Origin of the sequence: Nitrosomonas marina (assembly GCF_900110145.1) — a bacterium.
Lineage (GTDB): Bacteria > Pseudomonadota > Gammaproteobacteria > Burkholderiales > Nitrosomonadaceae > Nitrosomonas > Nitrosomonas marina.
Window position 1 is genome coordinate 1 of sequence record NZ_FOCP01000068.1, and the last position, 1,167, is coordinate 1,167.

At 52.5% G+C, this 1,167-nt stretch carries 1 protein-coding gene; it reads right to left on the bottom strand.

All coding sequences use genetic code 11. The annotated features are described in order from the left end of the window. Positions 1-1,160: elongation factor Tu (tuf, locus tag BMX44_RS16395; protein ID WP_090635011.1), on the bottom strand; the 1,160-nt coding region annotated here is incomplete at its 3' end. Positions 1,161-1,167: the final 7 nt, after the last annotated feature.

The following is a 1,167-nucleotide window of genomic DNA, read 5'->3' on the forward strand; positions in this document are numbered from 1 at the left end:
CCGACCGTTCTTCCGCCTTCCCGAATCGCAAAACGCAAACCCTCGTCCATCGCAATCGGCGCTATCAGATTCACCGTCACCGATATATTATCTCCAGGCATCACCATCTCCGTCCCTGCCGGCAATTCAATCGAGCCGGTCACGTCTGTCGTCCTGAAATAAAACTGCGGACGATATCCAGGAAAAAACGGTGTATGTCTTCCACCTTCCTCTTTACTCAGCACATATATCTCCGCCGAAAACTTCGTATGCGGCGATATGCTGCCCGGCTTCGCCAACACCTGACCACGCTCAACTTCTTCACGTTTGGTCCCGCGCAACAGAACCCCTACGTTATCTCCCGCCTGGCCCTGGTCCAGCAGCTTCCGGAACATCTCCACTCCCGTACACACCGTCTTCAACGTTGGCTTCAGCCCCACTATCTCAATCTCTTCACCAACCTTGATAATGCCTCTCTCAACACGGCCTGTTACCACCGTTCCACGTCCGGATATCGAAAACACGTCTTCCACAGGCATAATAAACGCACCATCAATCGCGCGCTCAGGCTCAGGTATGTAGTTGTCCAGCGCTTCCGCCAGCTTCAGAATCGATGGCTCGCCGATCTCGCTTTGATCTCCTTCCAGCGCCTTCAGCGCCGACCCTACTATGATCGGTGTATCATCTCCTGGAAAATCGTATTTGGACAGCAGCTCGCGTATCTCCATCTCCACCAGCTCCAGCAACTCAGCATCATCAACCATGTCCGCTTTGTTCATGTACACAATGATGTAGGGAACCCCAACCTGTCGAGCAAGCAATATATGCTCCCTCGTCTGCGGCATAGGACCATCAGCAGCAGATACAACCAGTATCGCACCGTCCATCTGCGCCGCGCCCGTAATCATGTTCTTAACATAGTCAGCATGCCCGGGACAGTCAACGTGTGCATAATGGCGACTTGTTGTCTCATACTCAACATGCGCCGTGTTAATGGTTATACCCCGCGCCCGTTCTTCAGGTGCAGAATCAATCTGATCATAACTCTTTGACTCTCCGCCAAACTTCGTTGTCAGAATCGTCGTAATCGCCGCCGTCAGCGTCGTCTTACCATGATCCACATGTCCTATCGTGCCCACATTTACGTGTGGTTTCGAACGCTCAAACTTGCTCTTTGCCATGACCTGT